Origin of the sequence: Thalassotalea castellviae, assembly GCF_031846185.1 — a bacterium.
Lineage (GTDB): Bacteria > Pseudomonadota > Gammaproteobacteria > Enterobacterales > Alteromonadaceae > Thalassotalea_H > Thalassotalea_H castellviae.
The window spans coordinates 149868-174170 of the sequence record NZ_JAVRIF010000006.1; the positions used below are offsets into that span (position 1 = coordinate 149868).

The 24303-nt window shown below is 36.4% G+C and carries 16 protein-coding genes; 8 read left to right on the forward strand and 8 right to left on the reverse strand.

Annotation, left to right across the window (positions count from 1 at the left end):
• Window positions 1–5: 5 nt before the first annotated feature.
• Window positions 6–728 (reverse strand): FadR/GntR family transcriptional regulator, encoded by a 723-nt coding sequence (locus RM573_RS12195; protein ID WP_311582288.1) that lies wholly within the window; start codon window positions 726–728, stop codon window positions 6–8.
• Window positions 729–968: 240 nt separating this feature from the next.
• On the opposite strand from RM573_RS12195, the gene lacZ reads away from it, so the two are divergent.
• Together lacZ and RM573_RS12205 are read left to right on the forward strand one after the other, a co-directional pair.
• Entirely contained in the window at window positions 969–4112 is a 3144-nt protein-coding gene (gene lacZ, locus RM573_RS12200) for a beta-galactosidase, LacZ type (RefSeq protein ID WP_311582291.1), read from the forward strand.
• Window positions 4113–4178: 66 nt separating this feature from the next.
• Complete coding sequence (locus tag RM573_RS12205) at window positions 4179–6512, forward strand: aminotransferase class III-fold pyridoxal phosphate-dependent enzyme (RefSeq protein WP_311582294.1); 2334 nt, start codon at window positions 4179–4181, stop codon at window positions 6510–6512.
• 50 nt (window positions 6513–6562) lie between these two features.
• Here RM573_RS12205 and RM573_RS12210 read toward each other — a convergent pair whose 3' ends face one another.
• The 4 genes from RM573_RS12210 to RM573_RS12225 form a co-directional block, all read right to left on the reverse strand.
• Window positions 6563–7627, reverse strand: coding sequence for an aldose epimerase family protein (locus RM573_RS12210; RefSeq protein ID WP_311582296.1), 1065 nt, complete (start codon window positions 7625–7627; stop codon window positions 6563–6565).
• 142 nt (window positions 7628–7769) lie between these two features.
• Window positions 7770–9344: a sodium/sugar symporter gene (locus tag RM573_RS12215; RefSeq protein ID WP_311582298.1), complete on the reverse strand. Its 1575-nt coding sequence runs from the start codon at window positions 9342–9344 to the stop codon at window positions 7770–7772.
• Between the two features lie 51 nt (window positions 9345–9395).
• Window positions 9396–10541, reverse strand: coding sequence for a galactokinase (gene galK / locus RM573_RS12220; RefSeq protein WP_311582301.1), 1146 nt, complete (start codon window positions 10539–10541; stop codon window positions 9396–9398).
• A complete protein-coding gene (locus RM573_RS12225) occupies window positions 10541–11584 on the reverse strand; it encodes a UDP-glucose--hexose-1-phosphate uridylyltransferase (protein WP_311582304.1) in 1044 nt (347 codons plus the stop codon). The genes galK and RM573_RS12225 overlap by 1 nt, the downstream gene beginning before the upstream one ends.
• Window positions 11585–11728: 144 nt before the next feature.
• Here RM573_RS12225 and RM573_RS12230 point away from each other — a divergent pair, with 144 nt between their 5' ends.
• Window positions 11729–12736, forward strand: coding sequence for a LacI family DNA-binding transcriptional regulator (locus RM573_RS12230; RefSeq protein ID WP_311582308.1), 1008 nt, complete (start codon window positions 11729–11731; stop codon window positions 12734–12736).
• 40 nt (window positions 12737–12776) lie between these two features.
• Here RM573_RS12230 and RM573_RS12235 read toward each other — a convergent pair whose 3' ends face one another.
• A complete protein-coding gene (locus RM573_RS12235; RefSeq protein ID WP_311582311.1) occupies window positions 12777–13496 on the reverse strand; it encodes a hypothetical protein in 720 nt (239 codons plus the stop codon).
• Window positions 13497–13793: 297 nt separating this feature from the next.
• On the opposite strand from RM573_RS12235, the gene RM573_RS12240 reads away from it, so the two are divergent.
• The gene (locus RM573_RS12240; protein WP_311582314.1) at window positions 13794–14981 is read left to right on the forward strand and encodes an amino acid aminotransferase; all 1188 of its coding nucleotides are present in this window, start codon (window positions 13794–13796) and stop codon (window positions 14979–14981) included.
• Between the two features lie 108 nt (window positions 14982–15089).
• Here RM573_RS12240 and RM573_RS12245 read toward each other — a convergent pair whose 3' ends face one another.
• Together RM573_RS12245 and rraA are read right to left on the reverse strand one after the other, a co-directional pair.
• Window positions 15090–18854: a S8 family peptidase gene (locus RM573_RS12245; protein ID WP_311582317.1), complete on the reverse strand. Its 3765-nt coding sequence runs from the start codon at window positions 18852–18854 to the stop codon at window positions 15090–15092.
• A 114-nt stretch (window positions 18855–18968) separates the two neighbouring features.
• Window positions 18969–19448: a ribonuclease E activity regulator RraA gene (rraA, locus tag RM573_RS12250; protein WP_311582320.1), complete on the reverse strand. Its 480-nt coding sequence runs from the start codon at window positions 19446–19448 to the stop codon at window positions 18969–18971.
• A 129-nt stretch (window positions 19449–19577) separates the two neighbouring features.
• Here rraA and glmS point away from each other — a divergent pair, with 129 nt between their 5' ends.
• From glmS to RM573_RS12270, 4 genes are read left to right on the forward strand one after another with little or no spacing between them, the layout of a single operon-like run.
• Window positions 19578–20003, forward strand: a complete 426-nt coding sequence (gene glmS, locus RM573_RS12255; RefSeq protein WP_311582322.1) for a methylaspartate mutase subunit S — start codon at window positions 19578–19580, stop codon at window positions 20001–20003.
• Window positions 20003–21367, forward strand: a complete 1365-nt coding sequence (locus tag RM573_RS12260; RefSeq protein ID WP_311582325.1) for a hypothetical protein — start codon at window positions 20003–20005, stop codon at window positions 21365–21367. Before glmS ends, RM573_RS12260 begins: the two co-directional genes overlap by 1 nt.
• Complete coding sequence (locus tag RM573_RS12265) at window positions 21364–22584, forward strand: glutamate mutase L (protein WP_311582327.1); 1221 nt, start codon at window positions 21364–21366, stop codon at window positions 22582–22584. Before RM573_RS12260 ends, RM573_RS12265 begins: the two co-directional genes overlap by 4 nt.
• Window positions 22575–24146 (forward strand): AMP-binding protein, encoded by a 1572-nt coding sequence (locus RM573_RS12270; RefSeq protein ID WP_311582329.1) that lies wholly within the window; start codon window positions 22575–22577, stop codon window positions 24144–24146. The genes RM573_RS12265 and RM573_RS12270 overlap by 10 nt, the downstream gene beginning before the upstream one ends.
• The last annotated feature ends 157 nt before the right edge of the window (window positions 24147–24303 follow it).

A 24303-nucleotide genomic window follows, 5' to 3' on the forward strand; every position in this document is an offset into this window, starting at 1 on the left:
TTACACTATTGATTTGCTTCAAACTTTTTAATTGCTTGATCAACAAGTGCTAAGGTAGCTGATTGTGTTTTCATCGCGAAATTGTATGCTTTAGTGGCATCGCCATTTTTAATTGACGCAAATAAATCGGCATGTGCTTGGTATTCACGTTCTGTTACTGGGTTAATGCGATTTGTGTAGCGTAAGTTTACTTGTAATGCTGTTTCAATAAAATTTTCTAATTGAATGAAGAAAGGGTTTTGTGTTGCATTTAAAATGGCTTTATGAAATTCAACATCAGAATGATGCGTAGCTTCTGCATCATTATTAACTTCAGCTAATTGCATATTTGACAGAGCGTGTTCGATAGATTCATAGTCTTCATTTGTCGCATAATGTGCTGCTAAAAATGCTGCTTGTGCTTCAACAGGTTGCCTTAACTGTAAAAAATGACGCAACATATATAAATCAGGTTTACCTACTAAAATCCAACCGAGTACGTCCGTGTCAAACAAGTTCCATTTGTTCTTTTCAACTACTTGAATACCTTTACGGGGACGTGAATTAATCAACCCTTTAGCCGTTAACATTTTTACCGCTTCTCGAGTAGCATTTCGGCTGATATCGTAAATTTCACCGAGCTCTGCTTCAGAAGGAAGTTTATCGCCTACTTTATATTTCCCTTTCAGTATTGCTCGGCCAAGCTCATGGACAAGTTGTTGAGTTAAATTTAAATGTCGAGCGTGCATGTGGTCCCTTTGAATTTATAATAAAGCCGAGAAAGCTTACTTAATCTTTTGATAATAAATGAGTAAATTACTTAACTCCAGCACTAACTTATTATTCATTTATTTTTATCCCATTAATAATAAAAATACCATTAAATTACATGTGATTACGAAATAGGCTTAATAAATATCTATTTTTCTCTTGTCTGTTATATTATATATTGTAGTATAAATACTATAAAGATTGAGAAGAGCATAAAAATGTTATTAAAACCAGTTTTCGCAGTAGTATCCTTGTTATTGTTAGTTAATATAGTTGTTGCAAGTGAATTAAAAGAACCATGGCGAGACCATACGGTATTTGCAATTAATAAGCTTGAACCACGAGCAACACTTTTTCCATTTCAAAGTGAAGAAGCCGCGTTGATCGATCAAAAAGAACTCAATAGTAACTTTATGTTACTGAATGGCTTATGGGCGTTCGACTGGAAAAAGACACCTAAACGCGCACCGAAATCCTTTTATTTACCTGAGTTTGATGATAGTCATTGGGGTACAATTGCTGTGCCGGGAAATTGGGAAATTGAAGGTTATGGCTACCCAATATACTTAGATGAAAGGTTTCCATTCACTACCAAGTGGCCAAATGTGCCTACCGACTATAATCCAATTGGCTCTTATCGGAAGACCTTTACCATACCTGATCAGTGGCGAGGGGAAAAAGTCTTTTTACATGTAGGAGCAGCAAAGTCATCGCTTGATGTGTGGTTAAATGGACAGAAAGTGGGCTTTAGCCAAGGCGCAAAAACACCTGCTGAATTTGATTTAACGCCCTTTATACAAACGGGTGACAATCTTTTAGCTTTTCAAATAAGACGATGGACCGATGCCAGCTTTTTAGAAAGTCAGGATATGCTACGAATATCGGGGATTGAACGAGATGTTTATTTATTTACAAGTAAAATGCAGCATATTTTCGATTTTCATGCTCAGCCACGTCTAATAAATAATTTTACACAAGGTGTATTTACTTTAGCGGTTACCGTTCAAAATTATCAAAATAAAAAGCAAGTTTCTCAGATTGAATATAAACTACTAGATCCAAGAAATGGAATGAAACCTGTCCTTAGTGGTCAGAAAAAAGTGCAACTTTTTGCTAAAAAATCGACGGAAATTTCGTTAATAGGCGAGCTAGACAAGCCTGCATTATGGTCTGCAGAAACCCCCAACTTATATACATTAGTGATTAATCTTCTCGATCATAATGGTCAGTTAATAGAGTCGGTGAAAGATGATATTGGCTTTCGTCATATTGAAATTAAAAATGCTCAACTATTGGTAAATGGTCAGCCTATTTATATTAAAGGGGTTGATCGCCATGAAACGGATCCACGCACGGGTCATGTTGTTGATAAAGCGTCGATGGAACGTGATATTCAATTAATGAAACAGTTTAATATTAATGCTGTGCGTTCTAGCCATTATCCGAACGACCCTTATTGGTATGATTTGACGGATAAATATGGACTATATGTGATTGACGAGGCAAATATTGAGTCACATCCGCTTGCAACAAATCCAGCAACACAAATTGGTAATGAAGAGAGCTGGATCCCTGCTCATATTGAACGGACTCGTCGTATGTATGAGCGTGATAAGAATCACCCTTCTATTATTATTTGGTCTCTTGGTAATGAAGCTGGCGAAGGTAAAGTCTTCGAAGCAACTTACCAATGGTTAAAAGAAAACGATAATTCGCGCCCTGTACAATATGAACCTGCTGGTACCGAGCATTACACTGATATTTTTGCGCCTATGTATCCATCAATTGAACGCTTAATTGAATATGCAGAGTCTGATCCGTATCGCCCTGGCATTATGATCGAATATGCTCATGCTATGGGAAATTCGGTAGGCAATTTAAAAGATTATTGGGCAGCAATAGAAAAATATCCTTCATTACAAGGTGGTTTTATCTGGGACTGGGTCGATCAATCATTGGAGTATGTTAATGATAATGGTCAAAAATACTATGCGTACGGTAAAGACTTTCATCCAGAATTACCGAGTGATGGTAACTTTTTAAACAATGGTTTATTCAACCCAGATCGTGTACCTCACCCACATGCATATGAAGTAAAAAAGGTTTACCAAAATATTCAATTTACCGCCTTAAATGCCAAAGCGGGTACTTTTGAAATTAACAACCAATTTTTCTTCACCAATATCGGCGAATATCAATTACAGTGGCAGGTTTCTGCAGACGGTGAAAAACTAGCGAGTGGCCAGCAATCTATGCCTGCTATCGCACCCCGTGAAACAGGCAAGATAACATTGCCTATTCGTAAGCTTTTAACTGATGACAGTAAAGAGTACGTGATTACGATAAGTGCTGTGATTAGGAATAAACAACCTTTACTCCCTATCGGCCATGAAATTGCTTTTGAACAATTTATTATTGAGAGCAAAGAACAACAAGCACCTTTTACCATTGCAGCGACTGGACAATTAATACAAGCAAAAGATCGGCAATTTATCCACTTCACAGGAAATGAATTTAAGGCGACTTTTGATAAAAACACCGGGTATTTAAGTGCTTATCAATATCATGACGAACAACTGTTGCTTGCACCTTTAAAGCCTAATTTTTGGCGTGCACCTACAGATAATGATTTAGGTAATAATATGCAAAACAGGGCTGCAATGTGGCAAACGGCAGAACAAGGTTTATCATTAACTAGCTTAAAAGTAAGCGATGCAGGGTTGTTAGCACGTTACCGTTCAAAGGACTTTGCAGGTTCATTTAGCTTACACTATGAGATTGCCAAAGACGGCAAATTACAAGTTACCTCAACCCTTGATTTAGACGATGGTCAAACGTTACCTAACTTGCCTCGATTTGGTATGCAACTTGTTATGCCAGGCCAATTTGAAAATTTAACTTGGTACGGTAGAGGACCCCATGAGACATACTGGGATAGAAAAACAGGTGCAAAAGTAGGATTGTATAAAGCAAAAGTAGATGAACAAATTGAACACTATATTCGTCCACAAGAGAATGCCAATAAAACTGAGGTACGTTGGCTAACGGTCACCAATGATAACGGTGTCGGATTTACAGCAGCAGGCGAGCAGTTATTAAATGTTAGTGCATGGCCCTATTTACAGGCTGATATTGACTTTGCTAAAGGTGACGCCTCTGCTTCTGCATCTGGGTTGGTGCCGGTAACAACGAAACACGCAATAGATGTTCCTCGACGTGATTTAACGACAGTAAATATCGATCACTTGCAGATGGGGGTAGGCGGTGATACCTCGTGGGGGCGTTTAGTACATGATAAATATTCCATTAAAGCGACAGATTTAAGTTATCGCTTTACCTTATCGCCGATTAATCTTAACTAAGGTATTTATGGTTGTGAATCTTACTAAAAAGTGAGGTTCGCATCAGCTTACACAACAGAGATCAGTATGAATTCAGTAAAGCCAACATTTACAATGGATACTTTATTAACGTATTTAAAGCAGCACTATCAATTAGCAGGCGAGTTAACGCCTCTAGCAAGTTATAGCGATCAAAATTTTTTATTAAATACTGGTCAACAGCGTTATGTCATTAAAGTTGCCAATGGAGCAGATAAAAAAGTTGAGCTTGAAATGCAAAACAGTGCAATGGCGCACTTAACTGCGAAAGGCTTACCTGTTCCTCAGGCTCAAAAAAATGAAGATGGCTATTACATTACTGAAATTCACGACGAAGACGATAACACCTTTTATTTAAGGGTACTTACGTATTTAACAGGTGATTTCTACGCTCAAGCAAGTTGTGAAGCTGTTGGGCCTGAGTTATGGGAAAACCTTGGGCAGTTTATGGCAACAGTAACTTCGGCGCTCGCTGATTTTCAACATCCAGGCGCCTACCGTTATTTCGACTGGGATCTAGCGCATGGTTTTTCGATTTGCCAACAAAAGAAACAATTTCTCAACAAAAAACAAGAGAAAATTGTCACTGACTGTTTAATGAATTATCAAGCCCAGACAATGCCGATTCTCGCGAAGTTGCCACGCAGTGTTATTCATAATGATGCAAATGATCATAATCTTTTAGTCGATAACATTACTAACCCTAAAAATATCTGTGGGTTGATTGATTTTGGCGATATGGTTTTTAGTCATTCTATCAATGAACTCGCTGTTACAGCGGCTTATGCAATGATGGGACAAGCTGAACCAATTGAAACCCTAAAACGCGTCGTGGTTGGTTTTTATCAAGAGTATCCACTTAATAACGACGAATTCGATGTTTTACTGAGTTTGATCCTACTAAGATTGTGTAGCAGTGTGTGTAATGCAGCATTAGCCATGAAAAAAGAGCCCGATAACGACTACTTAGCGGTTTCAGTAGCGCCCGCTTGGCAGTTACTTAGTTACTTCAAGCAACAACATATTTTTACCATTACTTGTCAACTAAAGGCGGCATGTCATGTAAATCCTGACTCAGGGAAAAGTAAAAAAGATATAAAAACCTTTAGAGAAACTCATCTAGGTAAAACATTAAGCCTTAGTTTTAAAGAGCCGCTTAAAATTGTCCGAGGAAAAGGTACATATCTATATGATGAACTGGGTACTCCTTACCTTGATATGGTTAATAACGTTTGTCATGTAGGCCATTGCCATCCCAAAGTGGTTGCCGCTGGACAAGCACAAATGGCAAAACTTAATACGAATACGCGTTTTTTGCATGATAACTTGGTGACTTATGCAGAGAAATTATTAGCAACTATGCCAGAGCCTTTATCTGTGTGTATGTTTGTTAATTCAGGGAGCGAAGCGAATGAGCTAGCTTTTCGATTGGCAAAAAATTACACCGGTTCAGAAGAGCTCTTAACCGTCGAAGGTGCCTATCATGGTAATACTAATGCCTGTATTAATGCTAGTCCCTATAAGTTTGATGGTCCAGGCGGAGAAGGAGCAAAAAAATATGTGCACCAAGTCATGTTACCTGATCCCTATCGAGGAAAATTTACCGGAAATAGTCTCATTAGTGCACAGGCATATGCTGAAGATGTACAACGTGTGATCACTGGACTTGGTGCACAAGATAAAAAGCCAGGGATGTTTATTTGTGAATCACTACAAGGGGTTGCTGGACAAATTATTATGCCAGTTGGATATTTGCAATCTGTGTATTCAATGATTAGAGATGCAGGTGGCGTTTGTATTGCAGATGAAGTACAGGTAGGTTTTGGTCGTGTTGGTAGCCATATGTGGGCGTTTGAAACACAAAACGTGGTACCAGATATTGTTACTTTAGGTAAGCCTATCGGCAATGGTCATCCAATGGCTGCAGTGATCACAACACAGGCTATAGCGGATGCTTTTGTTACTGGTATGGAATATTTCAATACCTTTGGGGGTAATCCTGTTTCATGTGCTATTGGACAGGCAGTTTTAGAGGTTATCCAAGAAGAAAAATTGATGGACAATGCACTTGAGACAGGGAAATACTTGCAACAAGAGTTAGAAAAATTACAACAAGTATATGAGGTTATTGGTGATATCCGAGGTCTTGGTTTATTTATTGGTGTTGAATTAGTCGTTGATCGAACGAGTAAGGAGCCAGCGACGGAGTTCACTGAACAACTGATTGAGTGTTTAAAAGCTCAACAGATAATTCTTAGTACAGAAGGCAAATTTCATAATATTTTAAAAATTAAGCCTCCTATGGTTTTTAATAAAACTGATGCAGATATCTTTATAAAAGCACTGAAATACGGCTTTGAATTATTAATTAAGCAGTTGTAACCTTACTCAAGTAAACCCAGAATAAAATGTTATTGAGGGTAAAGAACCGGTTAAAATTGACTAAATTTAAAGAGAGTAGTTTGTCGGTAAATGTCTCCTTTTTCGACAATAATACTGGGGAAGTTTGCATGGTTAACCGCATCGGGGTAGCCATGAGTTTCAATACATAAACCTTTGAATTTATTCAATGGTTTACCATCACCGCCAAAATGGCTATTGGTTAAAAAGTTGCCGCTATACAATTGAAGGCCTTTTTCTGTCGATAAAACCTCCATGGTAAGGCCCGACTTTGGATCGAATAATTCAGCAACTTTTATTAAATCACGGGTTTTACGATCGATAATAAAATAATGATCATAACCATGAGCAAGCGTTTCAATATCTTTACCTATGGATTTACTGTGGCGAAAGTCAAATGCCGTATTGGTTACAGGTAGTAACGCTCCTGTTGGAATTTGTTGTTCATTTAGCGCTAGGATATGTTCGGCAGGTAACTCAAGTGTTAGATCTAAAATATCACGGGATGTTGTGCCGGCAATATTCCAATAAGTATGGTTCGTTAAATTAATAGGGGTGGTTTGATCGGCAATTGCTTGATAGCTGAGTGTTAACTCATTGCTATTGTTCAAACTATAAGTTATTTCAATGTCCATGTTTCCAGGGTAACCTTGATCTCCATCTGGACTGTGATATCGATAAATAACGCCGACAGTATTCGGTTTTTCAAAGCTTTCAAATGACCAAAAAGCTTTGCTTATTCCCTCGGGGCCACCATGTAATTGATTGTCGCCTTCGTTGGCTGATAATTTAATTTTTTTACGATTAAGCGCAAAACAAGCATGGCTGATCCGGTTTGCTACTCGCCCGACTGTCACACCAAAATAATATGGGTTAGATGACCAATCAGCAACATTATGATAATTAAGTACTAATTCTTTATCAGCTTGGTTGTTGTGCTGACTAGGTATTGTGACAGACCAAATACTTGCTCCCAAGTTTGATAATGAGACGGTTAAACCATTATCGTTGGTTAAAGTAACAAGTTTAATAGGTTTGTCCAAAGCACTGTTAATGATTTGCTTTTGAGCAATGGTTAAAGAATGTAACGATGTCATAAAATCTTCAGCAACAAAGTAAGGCAAAAATTCTTCAGTGGTGAAATTTATTCAACCTCGTTATATTCAAAGAAAATTACCGATTATAATTTTAGGTAAATGCGCGATTCTTTATTAGGGATTCGCGCATTTTTTAGATTGATTACCACCAAGCCGCGTACAAGGCTATTAAAATCAATGTTACGCCAAGAGCCGCTAGATTGAAGCTTTTTTCCGTTGAAAAGCTAATGTTTTTGATATCAACACAGCTATCGCTATTAGCTGTGTTACCTTGTAAAGAAACTAGGTAACATAATGCTAAACAGATTAAAAAGACTAAGCCAACACGATCCATAAATGGCAGTGATGGCCACGCAAATTTAAGCGTTAATGAGAAAACAGCTGAACCGATTGCGGCAGCGAGGGCTCCGTTGGACGTTGTACGTTTCCAAAACATTCCCATAACAAATATCACCACAATGCCAGGAGTAAAAAATCCGGTAAATTCTTGAATATACTGAAACGCTTGCTCAAACTTACCGAGTAAGGGCTCGGCAACCACTAATGCGATGCAAAGAGAAACTAAAGCTGCAATTCGTCCAATACGTACATAGTGTCGTTCTGATTGATTTGGCTTAAATTTATGATAAATATCCATAGTGAAAATAGTTGAAATACTATTGGTCATAGATGCTAAAGAAGAAACGATTGCTGCCACTAAGGCTGCAAAAACAAGACCTTTAATACCTTCTGGCATTAACGCCATCATTGAAGGGTAAGCTTTATCGGGCGTCGTTAAGTCAGGTTGTAAAATAACGGCGGCAATACCCGGTAGAACGACAATTAACGGCATAAGTAATTTTAAATAGGCGGCAAACGCGATCCCTTTTTGTGCCTCTTTAATATTTTTAGCAGCTAAAGCTCGTTGAATAATATATTGATTAAATCCCCAATAACTGAAGTTCATCACCCACATCCCACCAATTAGCACTGAAAGACCAGGTAAACTCATATAATTTGGATGATCGGGGCTTAAAATCATATCGAAATGGCCAGGTATTTCTGTGGTGATCCGAGTAAAGCCCGCAAAAATACCAGAGCCTGCACCGAGCGCATCTAAGGCAAGATAGCTCAAAAATAAGCCACCGAATACCAGGAGGGTTACTTGTAGTATATCAGTATAAGCAACCGCTTTTAGTCCACCGTACAATGAATAAGCTATCGAAAAAACGGCTAAAAATATCATACCGTACATCCAATCAACGCCTGCGACTGTTTCAATGGCTAAACCACCTAACCACAAAACAGCGGTAAGGTTGACAAAAATATAAACCGCTAACCAAAATATTGCCATAACGGTTTTAACACGATTATCATATCTTTGTTGCAAGTATTGCGGCATGGTAAATATTTTATTTTCTAAGAAAATAGGTAGCATGTATTTACCGACTAAAATCAAAGTAATTGCTGCCATCCATTCATATGAAGCAATGGCCATACCTAAAGCATAACCTGAACCAGACATACCAATAATTTGCTCTGCTGAAATATTTGATGCGATTAACGACGCCCCAATTGCCCACCAAGGAAGTGCTTTACTGGCAAGAAAGTAATCTTCGGTATTTGCTCCTTCACTTTTTTCATTGCGTGAAATCCACAAGGCTAAGATGAGTAGCCCTGCCACATATACCATAAAAACACCGCTATCTAGGGTGCTTAGTGTAGTTTCAAAATTCATTATTCCTACCTACCTGTTTTTTATTATATTAAGATATATTAATTTTTTTGATTACTCGTAGAATGCGCCATTGGTGGTACTACAAACAAAAATATCTGCAGTTAACCCGGTTTTATCTTTGTAACAACGAGTGATTTTTTCGGTGATCTGTTGGGTCATCTTATGGGGTGCTAATGCCACTACACAACCACCAAAGCCTCCTCCTGTCATTCGTACTCCACCATATTCCCCTAACTCTTGTGCAACTATTTCTACTAAGTAATCTATTTCAGTTGTTGTGATTTGAAAATCATTTTTCATGGAAAGATGTGAGTCTTGCATTAGTTTGCTCATCATTTTCATGTCATTATTGTTTAATGCCTGTAAAGCTTTTTCAGTTCTAATATTTTCAGTGATGACATGCATGGCTCTTCGAAACAACACTGGAGATAATTCTGCTTGATTAGCTTGTAAATCCGCTAATGAAACCGCTCGTAAGGTCGGCTTATTAAAGTACTTAGCAACTTGCTCACATTGCTCTCGGCGAGTGTTATATTCGCTGTCAACTAGGCCTCGTTTAACGTTAGAATTGACAATTATTAATGCTAAATTATCAGGAATATTGGCATATTGATAACGTAATGATTGGCAATCTAGTAACATCGCATGTGATTGCTTACCTAGGGCCGAGACTAGTTGATCCATAATGCCACAGTTACATCCGACAAAGGTATTTTCAGCTTGCTGCCCAATTAAAGCGGCTTTGACGCCATCTAGTGCTAAGTGATGAAGTTGTGCGAAAGTTTTGAGTACGGCAATTTCAAAACTTGCGGATGAACTTAATCCCGTCCCTTGAGGGACATTGCCACTTACCACAAGCTCTGCGCCAGTAAAGTGTGGGAAAACTTCACGTAATATTTTTAATGTGCCAGCGACATAATTTATCCAGATGCTGTCTGGGTTATATGAAATTTCCTCTAAGTTAAAGTCAATAACTTCACTATCTAAGTCGACGGCAACAATACGGACTATGTTATCTGTACGCTTTTTGGCGGCGATATCTGTACCAAAATTAATCGCTGCCGGTAACACAAATCCAGCGTTGTAATCGGTATGTTCGCCAATTAAATTAACTCGGCCAGGAGCATGACAAATTATATCGGGTGTGGAGGTAAAATGTTGCGTAAAAGCCTTGGTAATCCATATTTTTCTATCCATTACACATCCTCTAAATAGTGTACTGATGAGGTATTTCTGAGTTTTTCAACGGCCTGCTCTGGCGTTAAATCTCGCTGTGCTTCCGCCATCATTTCATAACCCACCATAAATTTTCGTACTGTGGATGAACGTAATAATGGCGGTAAAAAACTTGCGTGTAATTGCCACTCTGGGTGGGGTTTGTCATCAAATGGCGCACCATGCCACCCCATCGAATAAGGAAATGAGCAATTGAATAAATTGTCATAACGAATCGTGATTTGCTTTAAAATATCCGCGAGTGATGTTTGTTGGGTTAAAGTGAGATCTACCATTCGCTGCACATTGAATTTAGGTAACACTATCGTTTCAAATGGCCAAGCGGCCCAATAAGGAACAACCACCAACCAATCATCATTTTCAACGACTGTTCGCTCCGCAGCTTTGGCCTCTTTAATGGCGTAATCAAGTAATAGCGGTTGTTGATAATCGTGAAAATATTTTTGTTGTCCGCGTTGTTTCTTTGCAATTAATGTGGGGATTTGTTGTTGAGCCCAAATTTGTCCATGCGGATGTGGATTTGAGCAGCCCATCATTGCGCCTTTATTTTCAAATATTTGAACTGAGCAATACGTTTTACCCAGTGCTTGATATTGTTGAATCCAGGTTTTGATAATGGCGCTAATTTCGTTCTGACTTAACTGTGGCAGTGTTTTGCTATGATCTGGTGAAAAACAAATGACACGACTTTCTCCTTGTTCTACGGAAAACTTAAAAAGCGGATCGTTTGAACTGATTTTAGGAGTATCCGTTTTTAAAGCGGCAAAATCATTTTGAAAAACATAAGTCGAGTTATATTGGTTGTTAACTTCGCCATTAATTCTTGTATTCCCCGGACACAAATAGCAACTTTCGTCATAACTAGGACGACATATCTGTTCTATTGATTCTATTTGCCCTTGCCAAGGGCGTATAGCGCGGTGTGGCGACACCAATACCCACTCATCCGTTAATGGATTAAAGCGACGATGAGGATGTTCAGTTGGATCAAATATATTTGTCATCTTGTTTATTCACTTGGACTTTTTATAAAAGGGTAAACGTTTACATTTTTATTTGCAACGATTCTACTGATTTTTATTGAACACAATCTAATTAATCGTTAAGTTAGTCATATAAATATCCCAGCAAAGGTTAAACGATTACCCTTGTCGACAATAAAAGATGTTGCCAGTATTGCAGGCGTCTCTATTGCAACCGTTTCTCGTGTGGTAAATAACGGGCCTAAAGTTGGCAATAAAACGCGGGATAAAGTATTAAAAGTGATGGCTGAGATTGGCTACACGCCTAATGCAAATGCGCGTGCCTTAGTAAAGAAAAAAAATACCACGTTAGGCGTCGTCATTCCTGCCTTAAATGATCCGTTCTTTGCTTCATTAGCAAATGGTGTTGAACGTATCGCACGTGATAAGAAACAACATATGCTATTGAGTACTGGTGGTTTTAGTTGTGAAAGTGAACTGAATGCTATTAACCTACTGATTGAGCAAAGATGTGAATCTATGGTGGTACATAGCAAAAAACTTGCTGATGAGACATTAATAGAATTGAGTAAAAAAGTGCCAGGTATCATTTTTATTGACCGTATCATTCCCGGTATTGAAGAAAGATGTATATGGTTAGAAAATATGGAAGGCGGAAAAATTGCCGCGCGGCATTTATTGGCGTTAGGTCATGCTAACTTTGCTTTATTAAACAGTAATTTTGATATTGAAGATCCAAATTTAAGACGTAAAGGTTTTGTTGAAACCATTGAAAATGCGAATTCAGTGCAAGCCATTATTCAAGAAATAAATCATGAACCTACGCTAAAAGGAGGGGAAATGGCGGCGCAACAGTTACTCTCGCTAAATAAACCTTTTTCAGCTGTTTTTGCTTATAATGACGCAATGGCGATTGGCGCTATTTCCGTACTTGAAGATAATGGTATTCGAATTCCCGAAGATGTGTCCGTGATCGGTTTTGATGATGTATTATTGTCGCAGTATTCAAGACCTAAGCTAACGACTATGCATTATCCTATTGAAAATATGGCTGAAAATGCTGCCAAGTTAGCGATCGAGTTTGGTAATAACTCTGCATCGAAAAATGACTTTAAGCATCGTTATATACCCAGTTTAGTAAAAAGAGAATCAACTAGCAGTTGTCTTGATTAGCCGCTAAGTTAGTCATTTATTAAATAATGACACCCTCTTGTTATTTTCTAATGGTAGAGGGGTTAACAAGTGTTTTATTGATTGTTTCTCGATAACTTTCAGCATTAATATCTAGTGCCATGTTATTTAAAATATGCGTTAACTTAGGCACTAATTCATGATGTTTTTTATGCAAATAATGAAATAACGGTTCTTTCCCTAATGTTTTGCCATAAATACTATGAAAAAACTGAGAGTCTATTTTTTTGAAATGTAATCCGACCGATAAAGGAAGTATGAGCGCATCTAGTTTATTTTTATTCAACATATCAATTGCTTGTTTAAAGCCTGTTAAACTATGACATGTTTCATTGAGTTTTGAGATAATTTTCTCAACGAGAACAACTCCTTTGATACAGCCTATCCGGTAAAAACTACTTATGTTTTTTTCATGGCTCAAGAGCTTTTTATTATAAGTAAACATTCTAATGTCGACATAATTAATCGCAACAGGCACTCTGATAAGATTCTTATATTGATTTTCTACATTGGTTATTCTTGATACTTCACCGTCTACTTCCCCATTGTTGGCTAAAAGTAATGATCTGCCTACGGGAGCATGAATAATCGTTAAATTTATGCCTAAATCTTGATAGGCTTTTAATAGCACGCTTTCTGAAACACTTTGCACAGTCGCGTCATGTCCCCTACTTAAGGTGATTGTTTTTGCAACGGATAGCTTAGGTAATAATAGCAAGAAAAATACCCATAAAATTTTCACCTAATCTCCTTATTTATTGCATATGTGATGAGTGTAGCAGAAAATTGGATATTCAGCTTTGCGACTTACCTAGCTTTGCAGTGGTGAAATAATTATTGAAATAGCAAGGTGTTTAGCACGCAAGTATTGCTAATGTGAACGCAGCTATTTTTCTGCTTTAGAGAGTAAAAGCAATTTTACCTGCTTTTTGTAATTATTTATTCCTTTTTTGTGTATATTCTTTCAGTTTTTGCTGCGAATTTGAGTTATAATCCGCGCTAACTATATTCATCAACGCAGTAAAAGGTATCAATCGTTATGTTTTCCCAGTTAAAGCAATTACCCGCCGATCCAATTTTAGGTTTATCGATTAAATTTAAAGCGGATAATAACCCTAATAAAATTGATTTAGGTGCAGGTATTTATAAGGATGCTGCAGGTAATACGCCAGTGTTAGACTGTGTAAAAGTAGCGGAACAATTTCGCGTTGATAATGAAGCAAGTAAAGCGTATTTAGGTTCAACAGGCTCGCCAGTATTTAATACGAAAATGACTGACCTTATATTAGGCGATCACAAGGTTATTACTGAAAATCGTATTCGCACTGTGTCTACTCCTGGGGGCACTGGCGCATTACGTGTTGCAGGTGAATTCATTAAAAAATGTACGCCTGGCGCGACTATTTGGGTCAGTAACCCAACATGGGCAAACCATAAAGGGGTATTCGAAGCAGCAGGTTTAATTGTAAAAACATATCCGTATTACGATTATGAAAACAACTGCTTAGATTTTGAAGGCATGGTAAATGCACTGAAAAATATTCCACAAGAAGATGCGGTTTTGCTTCATGCCTGTTGCCATAACCCAAGTGGTATGGACTTAAACCAAGAACAGTGGCAAGCGGTAGCAGAAGTTGCAAAAGATGTTGGTTTTATGCCAGTTGTTGATATGGCTTATCAAGGTTTCGGTACTGATTTAGACTCCGATGCATACGGTTTACGCTTAATGGCAGACACTGTTGAGCAAATGATTATTTGTAGTTCATGTTCGAAAAACTTTGGTTTATATCGTGAACGAATTGGTGCTTGCTCGATTATTGGGCGAAGTGCAGAGGCTGCTGATATTATTAATTCAGTGTTACTTTCTGTAGTACGTGTTGCTTATTCTATGCCGCCAGCGCATGGTGCAGCGATTGTTGAAACGATTTTGAGCTCGCATGAATTAACAACACAATGGCATGGCGAATTAAAAGAAATGCGTGACCGCATTAATAACATGCGTCAGTTGTTAGTTGATAAATTAAAAGAAAACGGTGTAGAACGTGATTTTAGTTTTATCACGAGTCAAAATGGCATGTTCTCATTTTTAGGTATAGATCAAGCGCAAGTGCAACGTCTACAAGACGAATTTAGCATTTATATTGTTGGTTCTAGCCGTATAAGTTTGGCAGGCATTTCAACTGACAATGTTGATTACTTAACGCAATCCATCGCGAAAGTATTATAATAACTAAGATAAAATAACTAAACAAAGAAAAGCCCTTGGAATTAAATTTTCAAGGGCTTCTTTATTTACTTACTTTACTCTATAAGTCAAGTAATAAATACTAATTTTTCAGCTTTTTATCTTATATCTAGAAGTCAAAATAATTAATAATATAAGACCTACTCCAATACTACCTCCACCGCCAGAAGAGCTCTTATTTGTTAAAATAGTGGTAGATTTAGATCGGCTGCTATCTAAGGGGTAAGCATCTTCACTATCGTTAACCCCGTCGTTGTCGTCATCGGGATCTGCATTATTACCAATGCCATCATCGTCAGTATCAATGGATTCTGAATCATCAAGTGGAAATGCATCTTCACTGTCATTAACCCCGTCGTTGTCGTCATCGGGATCTGCATTATTACCAATACCATCCTGGTCATTGTCTAGTGATTCTGAATCATCAAGTGGAAATGCATCTTCACTGTCAATAACACCATCGTTGTCATCGTCATTATCTGCATTATTACCAATAGTATCTCCATCAGTGTCTAACCATTCACTTGGATCTAATGGAAAAGCATCCTCATCATTTAATACATCATCACAGTCAGCATCATTTTCTAATAGTTCATAGTCTGTAACATGGAAAGCGGGCTCTGCGCTATAAGTTAGACTGTTTTCATTTACATCTATGGCTGAAAAATTTAAATCATAAAAGCCTACTAATAGTTCTGAAAGATCTACAACTATTAAATTATTCTGCTTTTGGATTGTTGGAAATTCTCTCTCAGTTTTATCTGATGATTTAATTGATAATTGTAAATTATCTAATGCTATGTCTTTATTTAATTCAATTGAAATACTACCTTTACCGCAATGTAGTTGATGCGTTAATTTTCCGAGAGAGTTGATTTTCAAGTCTTTGATACTTGGAGGGCTGAATTGTTCTCTATCTAAATCGAAAGTTAATTGAGTTGATATGTTACTTTGTCTGTCTTCGATAATATAGCCATCAAAGCTAATGTCAGTTTGTATTTTCCCGCTTTGTTTGGGAATAGTGATGTTTTGTGTAATCCCTCCCTGATATATATTAACGTACCGATTACTAATAGTGTTTTCGTTGATGTTATTGGTAATAATAGAAATGTCATCTTTCCAATAGCTAAAATGGCTATCTCTGAAAAAAGCATTGCTGTCGTTGTCGGTAAAGTTATATACAAATTGTCCGTTTTCTTGCTTGCTTACAATACCAGTCCAAAAAGGTAATAATTTACCAACAGTTAATTCATAGTCATCACTTTGTTGATAAGTTTTTATAACGTCATCACTGAAAAAATTGTATAAAGCTAATTGATTGTTTTCATTAACTTTAAAGTTCGGCCCAGAATAAAGTATTTCATGACCTTCTTCAGTCCACTGTTTATTATTAATTTGTTCACTAAAATAAGAAAATTGGAAGTTATCGTTCATGTTTGTGATAAATAAAGTACGGCCATCATTTATATCATTAAACTCTATCTGAACAGCACCACCTAGAGCAGTTTCGGCATAAATGTTTTCTTTTTGATATATAAAAGGTAATAAATATGGCGAGGTTAAGTATGAAGGTTGTGCATAACTCAATGATATTTTATGAAAATCTTCCGACTTAATATCTATATTGATATCTTGAGTTATTGGACTGTTAAACTCTTTTGCAAAAGCAATATTTTCAGATGGGTTTGGAGTGTGCTCATTGTTTTCTGAAAAAAGATGAAAAGAGTATCCTTCAGGGATATCTGTAAAACTAAAGGTTGCTTCTTGGTTTTCATTTAGTGACCACGGAAGCCATTCATTTTCAATAATAAATCCTGAGGTTTTATCAAACATTGCTAACCTTACACCTTTTTGCATACCATTCTTTATTCCTACATCACCACTAATTTTATCTCCATGGGGATCTTCTAAATTTAATAAGACTTTGTTAATAGCATGTTCGGTTGAAACTTCAATTGTTAATGCATTTACAAGTTCAATATTGGGGTAAAAAAGGAATGCTACTTCCCTTAATTCATTCGATCTTTCATTAGAAGCAGAATCAACTATGTTATATGTACCAGGGGCAATAAATATTCTTTTTGTTTGATCTGATAGAGAATTAGGAGACCAAATATTTTTCCATATATTTACTTCTGAATTGAAAAATTTCATATCCGAATAATTTTCTGCGTAGTTACTAAATTTAATGTCTATATATGAACGATGAAAAAGTATCGTTGGTATGTGGTAAGTAACACCTTCAATATCAAAATTTAATGAAGTGCTATAAGTCGGGTTTCCTTTTGAAATGGGTAGCTGATTTGTATCAACATTAACAGACATATCTAAAGTGATAGTTTCATTAGCTGGAATAACAAGATTAGACAATGAGTTTTGAAAAGTAATAGCCGAGTGACTAACCTCATTTAAATCTAAAGAAAAACTAACTTCATTAGAGCTCGGATTATGGAATTCTACAGGAACACTTACTTCAAATGTTTCTTCAGAGAAATTGCTGTCTCCAAATGAAATAATGGGAGTATTAATGTTAATAGGCAATTCTATTGCCGACAGCGCATTAATTAGGCCAGAACCTTCAATTTGTATATCATTTACTATAGGTGATGCTGTTGCTATTAATGCAGCCTTAATTTGCTCAGGCGATTTCTCAGGAGAATGCTGTTTTATTAAGGCAATAACACCTGCAACCATAGGTGATGCCATACTGGTACCACTTCTTTGGCCATATTTTCCATCAAGTAATGTTGAGTTTATCGAAACGCCTGGAGCAGCCACCTCAGGTTTCAGTAATGGCTCGCCTGAAGAAGGGAAACCTCTTGAACTAAAGTCTGCAATACTGTTATTACTATTACTAGCCGCGACAGTTATCGCTTTTTCAGCATCGGCGGGTGAGCCTATTGTATTTGTATTTGGACCATCGTTACCAGCCGCAACGACAACAACTATTCCTTGTTTAACAATATTATTTGTCGTTTCCATTAGCGCTTTATCATGTGAAGAAGAACCTATGCTCATGTTCACTATATCTACAGCATCGTTTGTCTCAGGATCACCATCAGGGTCTAACGAGAATTCCAGCCCCTCAATAATATCAGTTGTAGAACAAAAGCCGTGTTCATTACAAACCTTTACAGCCAATAATTTTGCATCTGGTGCAACACCTTTTATTTCACCATTTGCAGCGATAATACCTGAAACATGAGTTCCATGGCTTTCATCGTCTAGAGGGTCATCATCATCATTAACAAAATCATAACCGCTGTAAACTTTGCAATCAGATCCAAAGCAACCACCTAAATCTTGGTGGTTATAATCAATTCCTGTATCTAATACACCTACTGTGACGTTTTTCCCAGTGACATTGATGCCGTTAATTTCTTTAGACCAAACTTGATCAGCGTTAATGACATTAATATCTGTTACATTTTCGGTAGCATTGATTTTATGGTAAACAACCTTATCGATTCTCTTTACGGATTTTAATAAAGAAATTTGACTTACTTGACTTTTTGATGCAGAAATTACTACTGCATTTATTAAATTTTGAAATTGATTGCTAACAACAACCTTTCCCTTAAATTTATTATTAATTTCTGCTGAAATTTTTTGCTGTTGGAGTATAACATTTGTTCTAGCCAAAAAGCGTTGCGAGGCTTTAGTGTTATTTGTAGATGCTTTACTTGATGAGTTAATTTTTTCGTAGATGGAAGGCTCTTTTAACACAACAATATATTGTTCTATTGGAGCATTTATAATTTTTGTTGAGGAGATCATTTCAACTTTTTTAATTCCTGCAAAACAATTAGGAATATAAAAGAGCATCAAAAGCGAAAAGACAGAAATATTTTTCAAAATACATCCTTGTAGTTTGTTTACATTATTATAATGTTTTGAATGTTACCGATTAATGAGCATCTAAGTAAAGCAAATGATGTACGTCATTAAACTTATTTTAAAAACTAGACACTATATTATTTTTTCTTTGGTAACTATCACGCCATCAGTATCAGCATAAAGATAATCACCTTGGCTAAATTCAACGCCACCAAAAGCGAGCTTAATGGCACGTTCGCCTGAAGTTACCGGAATTGATTTTCTTGGGCAGGTCCCTAATGCGTATAATGCAACAGGAATATCGGTTATTTGAAACGTGTCTCTGACATAACCATTAATAATAATGCCGGCGTAATTATTTTGATGAGCAAATTTCATTAAATTTTCACCCACTACCGCAAAGTATTCTTTATCTACATCAACAACAACGACTTTTCCGGTGCCATCTTCGTCACGAAGTAGTTTGATAAGATCACTATTGTTTTTATTGAGTTTGATGGTGATAATTTCGCCATGGCAGTTATCTACTCCGCCATAATTTTGAAAACCAGCCGCCAAAACCTGTACTTGGTCACTATATTCATCACAAAGGTCTGCAGTGAAAATTGTCATATATCTTTCCTGTTCTTACTTATAAGCCAGTATTCTATCATTAAAGCAGTGTTTTATTAGAATATTTGATACTATATATTCACATTTATTGAATAAATATACTTGTATATACATTAGGCAATTTACCATATGAAAGTTGTAACAGGCGTTGTGGGAAATGATATCCATGTTGTCGCCAACCGTTTGATTGATCTTTCCTTGCAAGCAAGGGGTTTTGAAGTGTTTAACCTCGGGGTAAATACTTATTTAGAGGAATTTTTTGACGCTGTTATCGAAACTGGCGCAGAAGTTTTATTGATCTCGTCGTTAAATGGTGAAGCTGAAGGTTGGGGGCGAGAAGTACAACTGCTTAAAGCTAAATATAAGAAACTAGATGACGTTATTATGATGATTGGTGGCAACTTAGTGGTTGGTACAGGTAACGCTGATGACATTATTCCACGTTACAAAGGTTACGGTTTTGATATTGTTTGTCATCAAGTAGATTTAAATACTGGTTTAGACTCATTAGAAGCAATGATCAATGAAAGACAATTAGAAGTGAGAAAAAACTAATGAGTTTATTGCAAGAAGAACGAGAAATTATTCTCAATAATGAATACGTTGATAGTTTTGATTTGACGGAAGTGGCGGAATTTGTCACTAATGCCAGCAAAGATTTATTTATCTCACATCATTTTAAAAATCAAAAAAAAATGCTGGTGCAACCACGTGGCGGTTTTCCAACGTATAAAAAGCAATATGCGTTATATGAATTTTTTGTTGATGCCAATGTTGATGTATTACCACTTACCATAGATTCTAATACTCGCCTTAATGATTATGCTACGTCGAAGAAAATGCTACGTTTGAGTGAAGAAAACGATGTGGATATGTTAAATGGTTATCCGCTGGTTAATCATGGTTATCGCACAACGCGTAAAATGATCACCCATTTTAACAAGCCAGTAAGTTTACGACACGGAACGCCAGATGCTCGCTTACTAATTGAAACGGCGATTGCTTCCGGTATTTTTGAAATTGAAGGCGGACCTATCACTTATCTGTTACCTTATTCAAAGAATTTTCCGTTAGATAAAGCGTTTTTGTACTGGAAATATGTTGAGCGGGTTTGTGCGAATTACTCAAAATTAAATGAGCCAATAAATCGTGAATCATTTGGGCCACTAACCGCTACCTTAGTACCGCCATCAATTACCATTGTTATTCAATTATTAGAAATGTTGCTGTCTTTAGAAGAAGGCGTGAAATCATTCTCAGTGTCTTTCGCGCAACAAGGTTCAATGAATCAAGATATTGTCACCGGTGCAGTACTTAAAAAACTTGCTAAGCATTATGCCGCAGAAATTAACTGTTCAGACGCCGCCATTAATTTGGTTTATCACCAATGGATGGGGGCATTTCCGATGAACAAAAATTATGCTGAGCAATTAATTAGTATTTCTACGGTGATTGCCTCTATGGTTGGCGCAGATAAAATTATCACTAAAACCCGTGAAGAAGCTTCTGGTATTCCAACCAAAGAAGCGAATGCAAAGACTGTAGCTAATACGCAATATTCATTAGGTATTTTAAATGGCTTACCAAATGTAGTAGATGAAGAAGAAGAAGAAATTCTTACTTTAGAAGTGAAAGCGATTATGGAAGCAGTTTTTAACGATCCTGCTGATACTTTATGGCGAAAAGTGTTTAACTCAATTAAAAATGGCATCATTGATGTGCCATTTTCACCACATATTATTAATCACAATAATATGATCACCGTGCGCGATGCTAACAAAAATATTCGTATTATTAAACGTGGCAATGTGCCCATTCCTGATCGTTGTTACACGTTTGAAAAAGCTCAATGTAATTTGACAAAAGATACCACAGATATTGTCAACGACATTATTCATGACATAGGAATTATGCAATGAGCCAGCTAAAAAATGCCGATAACGGCCAAGAAAAGTTATTAATTGATGTCGGCAGTACTTATTTTAAATTAAGCACCAATAACAGTATTGAGCAACATTTTCGTGATTTTAATAAGTCTATTATCGATGATTTAACCCATAAATGTGGCCATGCTATCGACAGCTTTGATAAAAAAGATATTCATATTTGTTCTTCAGCAAATGGTGGTTTAAGTACGCTTATTATCGGTGTGACCAATTCTTTTTCGTTAAAGTATGCCACCAATATCGCCTTTAATTCTGGCATCAATATTATCGATACCCTACTGTTTCAAAACATTGAAACGTATTCGGTACCGAGTGACTTAATTGATGTGGTGATTATTACTGGTGGTATTAACTCAAACGCGAATAATTTTTCTGATGATTTATTTCGTTATTTAGCAAAATTGAATTACTCAAATATTGTGTATGTAGGCAGCGAATGTGATGCGCAACTTATAAAAGACAATATTAACGATGTTGTGGTCTTACCCAATATTATTGATGACCGGTTGCATATTGTTGAAGATGACTTAAAAGAGTATTTAACTAACCTTTATCAGCAAGATATTGAAGGCAAAGAAGACATCAAAGACTTATACGACATTACCGATAATCAAATTTTTTCTACGCCTTACGTAGTCAATAAAACCTTGCCGTTTATTGATTCAAAATATTCAGTGGTCAATCCGTTTGTTTTGCTTGATATTGGTGGCGCAACCACAGATATTCATTACTCTAAAGACTTAGTTGATGAAAACATTGTCACCGAAAATGAATACGATCGTTTAGTGTTCAAAAAATTAGGGGTATATAAATCGAAACAGTCGTTAATTTTTGCCGCGAAAAACAACGAATTTGTTTATGAGTTATTAATGCATTTAAAAGTGACGGAAAATATCTTCGAAGAACAAAGTGAAAAAGCTACTAAGATTTTGATGCAATTAGCCATTTTTTTAGTTTTATGCAAAATATCACATTACAAAAAAGCATATGTTAACCTAAAATTATTATCTGTGAACTCTTTTGTGTTAACCGGAGGGATCACGAAAGTGCTTACCGTGGAAGAAATTGAAGATATTATCTCCTTCTTTTATAAGAAAATTATGAATTCAGATCACAATCCTGCGACTGTACTAGATAGTAATTATGATATCTGGACTTTAGGTGCCAAAGGAAAAGCAGCATGTCAATAAACTGTATTAGAACGCTTCTTGAAAATGCGGTAGAAACGCATAGCGATAAAACTGCCATTGTATATAACGATAAATCAATAACTTACAAAGAACTTTTTGCAAAAGTGAATCAAGTTGCTTTTTATTTGAAAGAGCTCGATTTACCGAAAGATTCACGCATTGGTATCTATTCAAGTAAAAGTATTGAACAAGTAATTGCCATCTTAGCGATTTTATCGACCGACTATATTTTAGTACCGCTCACTAAGTTGTTAAAACCTGAGCAAGTTGAGTATATTATTAACGATTGTGGCATACAGTGTATTATTACTGATAAGCAACAACTTGAAAGTATTGAAGAAATAAACTTTTCAGGCAAAGTCATTTCATATCAAACCACCGATAACAACATGGCTTCGTTTGAAGAGATTTTCAAATATTATAATAAGCCTTATCACTGCAATATTAATAGTTACAGCAGTGCCGTAATTACTTATTCGTTTGGTATGTCGGGTCGACCAAAAGGTATTGTAATTTCTCATCGTAACTTAATTGATTCAGCACGTGTAGTTTCGCAATATTTAGCCTTAGAACAAGATGATGTGATCTCAGGTACGTTGATTTTTAATTTAGATTACGGTCTAAATCAAATATTTTGCACCCTTTATAAAAAAGCCACGTTAGCATTACACTTGTTTATTCTACCGGATGACTTTTTTAATCATGTGATTAATGACAAAGTAACCGTTTTACCGTTAATGCCGGTTAATATTTCACAAATGTTTGAAGACTCAGGTCAACGAATCCCAAGTGCAGCACTCTTTTCTCATGTGAAAACAATTACCTCATCTGGCGGTAATGTCACAGAAAAAATGATCAATGACTGTAAAAATACGTTTTCTGAGGCTAAGTTTTATTCGATGCATGGCTTAACGGAAGCGTTTCGTTCAACGTATTTAGATCCCTCACAAGTACAAATTCGTCCTGATTCTATCGGAAAACCTATTGCTGATGTAGAACTCTATATCATTAATGAAGACGGTAAAGAATGCGCGGTGCGAGAAGTCGGAGAAATGATTCATCGTGGCGGCTACATATATAAAGGTTTTTGGAATGCACCTAACCAAAATGCTTTGCGGTTCAAGTCGATCGATATTTTAAAAGATGTGATAAAACTTGAAGGGCAATTAACGGATGAAATTGTCGTGGCCACAGGTGATTATGTTTATAAAGACGAAGAGGGTTATTTTTACTTTGTTTCAAGGCATGACGATATGATTAAAACGCGTGGATTTAGGGTATCGCCTTATGAAGTTGAATCGGTTGTCGCAAAAAATATTAGTCAAATTGATCAATGTGCGGTGTTTGGTATCGATAATGAACTCATAGAAGAAGAGATTATTATGGTGTATTCCGCTGCGAGTGAAATATCTGAAGAAGAAATTATCTTTGAACTTAAAAAGCACTTAGCTTCATATATGATCCCAAGTCGGGTCATTTACAAAAAGTCACTACCCTTAGTGCAAACAGATAAAAACAAAATAGATAAAGATGAACTAAAGGCAGAATTAGCACGAGTATAATGTAATTTCCCTCCCATAATTATTCGTTAAAAAAACGCTATTAAATTTATTGATAGCGTTTTTTATTATCTATATTTCAATGATTTAAATGCTAGGTATTGCAGTTCACAATCGTATATCTATACGTATTGCTTAAAGTTGAACGTTCAAACTCCTT